Here is an 8,847-nt window from a genome sequence, read left to right as displayed (position 1 = left end):
AAATTGGCTGGATTGAGTCCAGTCGAATACCGAACTCAATCCAGCCAATCAGCTGCATAATAAAAACTCTAACTTTTAGGGGTAACCACCATTTCATCCCTTTTTTCGTTTAGGAAACTATAAAATTGGATGCTGTGGATAACTTAATTACCGAGAACAGCCACGTCGAGCACTAGCGCTTTGGTTTATTGTTCTCTTATTGGATTTTTATTCTCATCCAATGTAAATCCTTCCCCAAGTACATCATGTACGGTTGTAACGGCAACAAATGCATGTGGGTCAATCTGATTAATGATACTTTTCAGATGAACAATTTCATTTCGTGCAACAATACAATAGAGTACTTCTCGTTTCTCTCCAGAGTAACTCCCACGTCCATCTAGAACAGTAACTCCACGGTCCATTTTTTTCAAAATTGTTTGTGCTACTTCATCACTTCGATTGGAGATTATCATCGTACCTTTTGCTGAATATGCGCCTTCTTGAAGGAAATCAATCACCCGTGCACCGATGTAAACAGCAACAAGTGTGTACATCCCTTGATTCAGCTCCAGAATAATGAAGATGGACGTCGTGATAACGATGAAGTCAAAGATGAACATTGTTCTTCCCATACTCCAGCCAACATATTTATTCACGATTCGAGCGATGATATCGACTCCACCAGTAGTTCCACCGAAGCGGAAGATAATTCCAAGTCCGACACCGATAAACACACCTGCAAATAGAGCGACAAGCGTCATATCGTTTTGTAAATTAATTGGGAATTGATACTTTTGAAAAATACTTAAGAATACGGATACCGCAACGGTTCCAATGATAGTATAATAAAATGTAGATCTACCAAGGTATTTCCATCCGACGAAAAACACTGGGACATTTAATACAATATTCATTATTGCTGGATCCCAGCCCCATAAGAAATAAAATAATAATGTAATACCAGTAAATCCACCTTCACTTAGGTTATGTTGCATGTTGAAGTGAACAATACCGAAAGAAAAAATAGCGGCACCTAATAAAATGAATAAAATATTTTTAAGCTTTAGTCTAACCTTCATACGGGAACCTCCCAATTTCGATTACTTTTTACAAATTCCTTTCTTATTATAATCACTTTGGATAATAATAACAATTTATTCCACCCTTCACCTATTATCTTCCATAGGCATGATGATCAATAGAAGAAAAAATTTGTCAAAACACAATCCATTCGCTAACATAAAGATAGAATCTTATGCATAAAGGGGTAATTATCATCGAAAAAACATTATACAATACAGCAGAAATCCAAAAACGGGTTGATGATTATATATCACAATTTAAAGAAGGTTATTTTTCACCCTTAAGTTTAATGGCAAGAATGACAGAGGAAGTCGGCGAGCTTGCCAGGGAAGTAAATCATTATTATGGCGAGAAACCAAAGAAATCAGCCGAAGTAGAGAAAACGGTAGAGGAAGAGCTTGGGGATATTATCTTTGTCCTTACATGCATTGCAAATTCACTTGATATTGACCTTTCAAAGGCATTTGACCTCGCAATGACAAAGTTTGAAATGAGAGATAAGGATCGCTGGACACGTAAAGATTCATAATTGATACGATTTCGTATAGGAGGAATTATTCATGACAATAAATATAATAGTAGCAGGTCCACGAGGCAAAATGGGGTCGGAAGCAATTAATATGATTAATAAAGAAGAAAATTTCCGATTAATAGCTTGTATCGATCGAAAAAACGGCGGAAAATCCTTAGAAGATATCGAAAACCAACCTGCATTAAATATTCCTGTTTTTGAAGATGTTGAAGCATGTTTCGAGAGCGTTAATGCGGATGTATTCATTGATTTAACAATACCAGAAGTAGGTTTCTTACATACATTAGCAGCAATTAAACATAATATCCGGCCTGTCGTCGGTACTTCTGGTTTTACCTCTGAGCAAATTAGTGAATTAACGGCTTTAGCAAAGGAAAAAAATATCGGAGCGATAATCGCCCCCAATTTCGCCATCGGTGCTGTTCTCATGATGAAATTTTCACAAATGGCAGCTAAATATTTTCCTGACATAGAAATTATCGAGAAGCATCATGATAATAAGCTCGATGCACCTTCAGGAACCGCAATTAAAACTGCAGAACTAATAAGAGAATCAAGAAGCATTAAAAAACAAGGACATCCTAACGAGAGAGAAACCATTAATGGGGCAAGAGGTGCAGAATTCGATGGGATGAGAATCCATAGTGTTCGTCTACCAGGTCTTGTAGCCCACCAAGAAGTTATCTTTGGAAGTAAAGGGCAGCTCTTAACAATTAAACATGATTCTTTTAACCGCGGTTCCTTTATGGAGGGAATCAAATTTTCAATAGAAAAGGTAATGGATTTAGACGAGCTTGTCTACGGATTAGAAAATATTTTATAGAATTGAGATGACACATAATGAAAATAGGAATAACCTGTTATCCAACGGTTGGAGGCTCTGGTGTCATCGCTACAGAACTAGGGAAGTTGCTGGCTGAAGCTGGCCATGAAATTCATTTTATCTCATCGAGCATTCCATTTCGTTTAGATAACTTTCATCCTAGAATCTTTTATCACGAGGTAGAAATAAATCATTATCCCGTTTTTCAATATCCGCCATATGATCTTGCACTCACATCAAAAATGGCGGAGATTATTGATCAAGAACAACTTGATATTCTTCATGTACATTATGCAATGCCACATGCGATTTGTGCAATTCTGGCACGGGAGATTGCGAGCCATAATGTAAAAATAGTAACGACGCTACATGGTACCGATATTACGGTCCTTGGTATTGATACAACATTTAAAAAAATGATAAAATATGCGATTGAACAGTCGGATGCAACTACAGCTGTTTCCAAAAGCTTGGTCAACCAAACGAAAGAGATGCTGCAAGTAAATAAAGAGATCGAAGTTATTTATAATTTCGTAAATGAAAGCGAGTATGTGAAAGCAAATCAACCATTATTAAAACAGCAATACGGCATCGCCCAGGATGAAAAAGTAATGATTCACATATCGAATTTTCGAAAAGTGAAGCGGGTACAGGATGTTATTTACACCTTCCAACGTGTTCGGGACAGCGTAAAGAGCAAGCTGTTGCTAGTTGGGGATGGACCGGAATATTCCAGTATGCAGAAGTTAGTACATGAATTGCATTTAGTTGATGATGTGATATTTTTAGGGAAACAGAATAATATAAGCAAATTATTATCCATTTCCGATGTTTTGCTCTTATTATCGGAAAAAGAAAGCTTTGGACTCGTTTTACTAGAAGCAAATTCCTGTGAAGTACCATGTATTGCTACCAATGTAGGTGGAATTCCAGAAGTTATAAAACACGGGGAAACTGGCTACCTTGTAGATTTAGGCGACATTAACCAATCTGCTTTGTATTGCATTGATATATTAACCGACGAAACAGAACGCATCCGTCTTTCAAAAAATGCGCGAACACATGCTAGAAAGACCTTCCATTCGAATGCTATCGTGAAACAATATTTAACGGTTTATGATAAAGTATTGAGTGAAGGAATAACAGAATAAATGGTGATTTTATGTTAACAGAACCTTTTTTAGTAGCACAACCAATTCTCGAGCAGATTGAAGCACACCAGCAGCAAGCATATTATGTTGGTGGCTGTGTTCGTGACTTGTTATTAAATCGTCCAATTGGCGATATCGATATTACAACATCAGCAACACCGGAACAAATTCAGAAGATTTTTCTTAAAGTTATTCCGGTTGGGATTGAACATGGTACGGTTATTGTTCGTCATGAACATCAATCATATGAGGTAACGACATTTCGCATCGACGGGGACTATGCTGATAAACGCCATCCAGATGCAGTGACCTTTATTGATAATATTGACAAAGATTTAGAGCGCCGTGACTTTACGATCAATGCACTGGCAATGAATGTTAAAGGGGAGATCCTTGATTTATTTGATGGAAAACGTGATTTGAAAGCAAAGGTTATTCGAACGGTAGGGAATGGAGAAGAACGTTTCGCAGAAGATTCACTGCGAATCATTCGAGCATTACGATTTTCTAGTCAATTGGGCTTTACCATTCATCCGGATACATTCACGGCGATGCTGCATGTGAAAGCGGAGATTGAGGGCTTAGCTATCGAGCGATTAACGAATGAATTTGCGAAATTATTTTCTGGTGACTTTGTAAACATTGGGATTGATTATTTACAAAAACTGGAAATCCAACAATATTTACCGGTATTTAGTGAACATCCGGAAATATTGGATAATCTTCCTGAATCACTCCAACCCTTGAAGTCTTTCGGCGAAGTAATCGCATTATTTCACATCATGAATCCGGAAGTATCTGTATTAACATGGGTAAATGCGTGGAAATGCTCCAATAAAATAAAACTTGAAGGAATTCAATTAGTAAAGGCATATCAATACTTTCTAGTAAATGGACTTGATTCCCTTCTGGTGTATCAACTAAAGGAAGCGTATTATGAAGGATTTATTCGTTTGATGAATAGCTTACAACCTAATTCTATTGCACCACAGCAATTAATGAGCGTGAAAGAACTGCTCCCAATAAATGCTGGAAAGGATATAGCCATTAACGGAAATGACATCATGAAATTGTTTCCTACCATGAAAGGTGGACCATGGATAAAACAACTGTTAACAAAGATTGAGAAGGAAATTATTTTCGGTCGATTACAAAATACAGAACATGATATAAAGGAGTGGATAAAATGGAATCCACCCGAAATAAATTAATCCAGCTGCTTGCAGATAACTCGGAACAATATATTTCTGGACAACTACTATCAGAGGAACTTGAGATTTCTAGGAGCGCAATTTGGAAGCATATGAAAGAGCTTGAGAAGGATGGCTATCAAATCGAAGGAAAATCAAATAAAGGCTATCGAATTATTAGCTATCCAGATAAACTAAGTGAGAATACCATTCGTTGGGGACTAGATACCGACTGGATTGGCAAATCGATTGTCCATAAAGAATCAACAACTTCGACGCAGCATATTGCACATGACGAAGCCCGCAATGGCGCATCCCATGGCACAATCATAATTGCCGATGAACAAACGAATGGGAAGGGACGAATGAATCGCTCTTGGTTTTCATCAAAGGGAAAAGGAATGTGGCTTAGTATGATTCTAAGACCTAGAATCTCGCCACAGCAAGCTCCACAGCTAACGCTATTAACCGCAACAGTGTTAGCAGATGTCCTACATGCTTATTGTCATGTAACACCATTAATCAAATGGCCAAATGATATCTTGCTTAATAATAAGAAAACCGCTGGGATTTTGACGGAGATGCAAGCGGAGCAGGATATTATTAATTACATTGTTATTGGAATCGGGCTTAATGTTAACCAAAGCGAATCTGAACTACCAGAAGAAATACGGCATAAGGCGACTTCCTTATTTATTGAAACGGAAAAGGAACATTCCATTAAGGGATTGATTCAAGAAATATTAGTAGCATTTGAGAAGGCTTATGACCAATTTATCAAAAACGGTTTTCCTGATGTAAAACGGAAATGGGAGAGCTATGGCTTTAAAATAGGTGAAGAAATTACAATCAAGACATTAAGGGATCACTTCCAAGCAACATTCTTAGGGATTGAAGAAGATGGTGCATTACGAATTAAACGAATGGATGGATCGACCGAGAAACTGTATTCCGCTGAAATTGACTGGTTTGACGATAATGAAAACCATGCTATCATTTGATTGATAATTACGATAGTAAATGGGTAAGAAAGCAAGGTGATACATGTGAAAAAATATGTAGTCATTGATTTAGAAACGACCGGACATTCTCCAACAAAGGATGACAAGATCATTGATGTTGGAATTGTCGTAATCAAAAATAATCAAATTATAGAAACGAAAACAACCCTATTTAATCCAAACCAGTCGATTCCGCCATTTATTACAAATCTAACAGGGATAAGTGATGATGATGTGAAGGATGCACCATTCTTTCATGAAAAAGCAGATGAAATTATCTCAATCTTTCAGGACAGCTATTTAATTGCGCATAATGTCCCTTTCGATTTAGGTTTCTTAAATGCGGAACTAATGAACAACGACAAGCAAATTCTTCATAATTCCGTTATCGATACGGTGGAGCTGTCCCGTATTTTATTTCCGAAAGCACCTGGATATAAATTGGTACAATTAGCAGAATATCTTAATATTGTACATGATGATCCACATCGGGCATTGTCAGATGCATATGTCACAGCTAAGCTATTTCTGAAATTAGCAGAGAAAATAAACACATTACCATATGAAACGATTACACATCTACTAACTTTAGAGAAGATGTTAAAGTCTGATTTACATGAGCTTTTATTGGAAAGACAACAAGCATTAGCGTTTTCAACAAATGAAAATGAGCAAATCATGTCGTTCAATGGTATCGCTTTTAAACAAATCGAGGATACAACAGTAGACACCAATGAGGCATTGCCATCTTTTGGTGAGTATTTAGATGATATATTTGAAGAAACAGGCTCAATTAAGCAATATATGAAAAATTACGAGCCACGTCCAGGTCAAAGACAGATGTCAGAGACTATTTTTGATTCGTTCCAGACAAAGAATCATGCACTAATAGAAGCGGAAACGGGAACAGGTAAGTCACTTGCATATTTGATTCCGACGATTTATGAAGCGGTGAAAACAAGGGAAAGAATTGTCATTAGTACGTATACTACCCAACTTCAAACCCAATTATTAGACGAGGAATTACCATTGATTCAGAAATTAATTGGTTTCCCTTTTAAAGCTGCATTATTGAAAGGAAAGAATCACTATATAAGCTTAGAGAAGTTTGCACACGAATTAAATTCGAATCCACATGAGAACTATGATATCACATTAACAAAAGCAATGATTCTTATTTGGTTGACAGAGACAGAAACAGGCGATATTGACGAACTACATCTATCATCGAGTGGCTATTTATTTTATAAGCGGATTTCTACTGATGCTGAGGGTATGATTGATGCATATTCACCATGGTTCTCTAAATCCTATTATCAAAAGGCTAGAAAAAAGGCACAACAAGCGGATATCATCATTACGAATCATGCATTACTATGTACTGATATGTTTAATGATTATCAATTTTTGCCAACCTATCATCGCGTTATAATTGACGAAGCGCATCACATCGAAGATACAGCTTCCCATCACTATGGATTAAAGCTGGATAATATCAACATGCTTTATATTTTGAACCAAATTGGAATAAGTGATGAAGCAAAACTATTTGGTAAATTTTTAGCAAAATATTCCTTTGATCAAAAAGAGGTTCCTCTCGAAAAATGGGATTCCATTCTGGCGGATACGAAGTACGAAATAGATACATTATTCCAAACATTATACAAATACGTTATTGCACAACAAAAGAATAATAAATCATTAAGTGATATCGGCCGAATTCAGTATCGATTTGATTTCGCGAAAGAGGAATCAAAAAAATGGAACGTGATCAAGGAAATGGTAACTCGACTTACATTCTTTCTTCGAGACCTAATCCATATACTCGCAATCGTTGAACAGCATTTTGATAAGGATGCACCATTAGATAAGCATGATAAAGATGATTTACATGGCATTACCAAATTACTGCAAACATTTATTGATCATTTAGAGCAATTATTCTTACTAGAAGATATCATTCCACAAGTAAGATGGGTTGAAATTGATACAAAGAGTCCGAAGAATGCCGTTTATTTATATTGTGAACCAACAGATGTTTCCCAATTATTGGCAACGGATTTCTTTGATAAAAAAGATAGTGTTATTTTAACAAGTGCAACATTGACGATGAATAATTCCTTTACCTTTATTCAAGATCGTTTAGGAATACCTTCTGATCGCTTAGTAACAAAGAAATTTAGCTCGCCATTTACATATCAAAATCAGGTCCAGTTAATGATTCCTAACGATTTTCCGGATATAAACTACGGAGACACGGATGATTTTATTTATGCGACATGTGAAGCAATTTTATCATTAGCGGAGATTACAGATGGCAGAATGCTTGTACTCTTTACCTCTTATGACATGCTTAGGAAATCGTATCATTTATTAAAAGAGATTATCGATACTAATAAATACGTACTAATTGGACAAGGCATTTCTAGTGGAAGTCGCGCGAGATTAAAGAAAAACTTCCAAACTTTCGACCAAGCGATCCTGTTAGGTACAAGTTCATTCTGGGAAGGTGTAGATATTCCTGGGGATGATCTATCTTGTCTCGTGATTGTTCGTCTGCCATTCCAGCCGCCAGCACACCCGGTTTATGAAGCAAAGTCAAATTATTTGAAGGAGAATGGCAAGAATGCCTTTATGGAATTGTCCTTACCAAATGCTGTCATTCGATTTAAACAAGGATTTGGAAGATTAATTCGTTCGACAAGTGATAGGGGAATTGTCTTTGTATGTGACGCTAGAATAATGAAGGCAAGATATGGAAGGCATTTCATCAATTCAATCCCAGAAGTTCCAATAACCTTTGATTCCACTCAAACGCTAATGAGTAAAGCAGAGGAATGGTTTTAATTTCTTTTTAAAAAGAAAAAACTACTGATGGGGTTGGAACTCGTCAGTAGTATAGGTAAAATGGTATGGGTTAAAAATTATTGTTGAAAGTTATAAAAATAAAGCAAAATTGACAGAAAAATTGTATACTATAATGGTGCTTCATCTAAATAATATCAACTTAATTCTAGTGTTAGCAACATGCCATCATCCTATGATTAGTAAATTTTGATAAAACAAGAAGTTTTTTAAACCGAAC

Annotated in this window: 7 protein-coding genes; 6 read left to right on the top strand and 1 reads right to left on the bottom strand. The window is 36.4% G+C overall.

What is annotated here, in order from left to right:
- Positions 1 to 185 precede the first annotated feature (185 nt).
- On the bottom strand, positions 186 to 1,061 hold the full coding sequence (locus CWR48_RS07930) for a YitT family protein (protein WP_115772706.1): 876 nt from the start codon (positions 1,059 to 1,061) through the stop codon (positions 186 to 188).
- A 176-nt stretch (positions 1,062 to 1,237) separates the two neighbouring features.
- Between CWR48_RS07930 and CWR48_RS07925 the strand changes: the two genes are divergently transcribed.
- Genes CWR48_RS07925 through dinG form a run of 6 tightly spaced genes read left to right on the top strand, consistent with a single transcriptional unit; the run spans position 1,238 to position 8,609 of the window.
- Positions 1,238 to 1,594 (top strand): nucleotide pyrophosphohydrolase, encoded by a 357-nt coding sequence (locus CWR48_RS07925; protein ID WP_115772705.1) that lies wholly within the window; start codon positions 1,238 to 1,240, stop codon positions 1,592 to 1,594.
- Between the two features lie 31 nt (positions 1,595 to 1,625).
- Positions 1,626 to 2,420, top strand: coding sequence for a 4-hydroxy-tetrahydrodipicolinate reductase (dapB, locus tag CWR48_RS07920; RefSeq protein ID WP_115772704.1), 795 nt, complete (start codon positions 1,626 to 1,628; stop codon positions 2,418 to 2,420).
- Positions 2,421 to 2,434: 14 nt separating this feature from the next.
- Positions 2,435 to 3,571 (top strand): N-acetyl-alpha-D-glucosaminyl L-malate synthase BshA, encoded by a 1,137-nt coding sequence (gene bshA, locus CWR48_RS07915; RefSeq protein ID WP_115772703.1) that lies wholly within the window; start codon positions 2,435 to 2,437, stop codon positions 3,569 to 3,571.
- Between the two features lie 11 nt (positions 3,572 to 3,582).
- Positions 3,583 to 4,782, top strand: a complete 1,200-nt coding sequence (locus tag CWR48_RS07910) for a CCA tRNA nucleotidyltransferase (RefSeq protein WP_115772702.1) — start codon at positions 3,583 to 3,585, stop codon at positions 4,780 to 4,782.
- The gene (locus CWR48_RS07905; protein ID WP_115772701.1) at positions 4,758 to 5,762 is read left to right on the top strand and encodes a biotin--[acetyl-CoA-carboxylase] ligase; all 1,005 of its coding nucleotides are present in this window, start codon (positions 4,758 to 4,760) and stop codon (positions 5,760 to 5,762) included. Before CWR48_RS07910 ends, CWR48_RS07905 begins: the two co-directional genes overlap by 25 nt.
- Before the next feature lie 45 nt (positions 5,763 to 5,807).
- Positions 5,808 to 8,609, top strand: coding sequence for an ATP-dependent DNA helicase DinG (dinG, locus tag CWR48_RS07900; RefSeq protein WP_115772700.1), 2,802 nt, complete (start codon positions 5,808 to 5,810; stop codon positions 8,607 to 8,609).
- Positions 8,610 to 8,847 lie beyond the last annotated feature (238 nt).

It is taken from the genome of Oceanobacillus arenosus, from assembly GCF_003369575.1.
GTDB lineage: Bacteria > Bacillota > Bacilli > Bacillales > Amphibacillaceae > Oceanobacillus > Oceanobacillus arenosus.
This window is presented reverse-complemented; position numbering and strand designations above follow the sequence as displayed.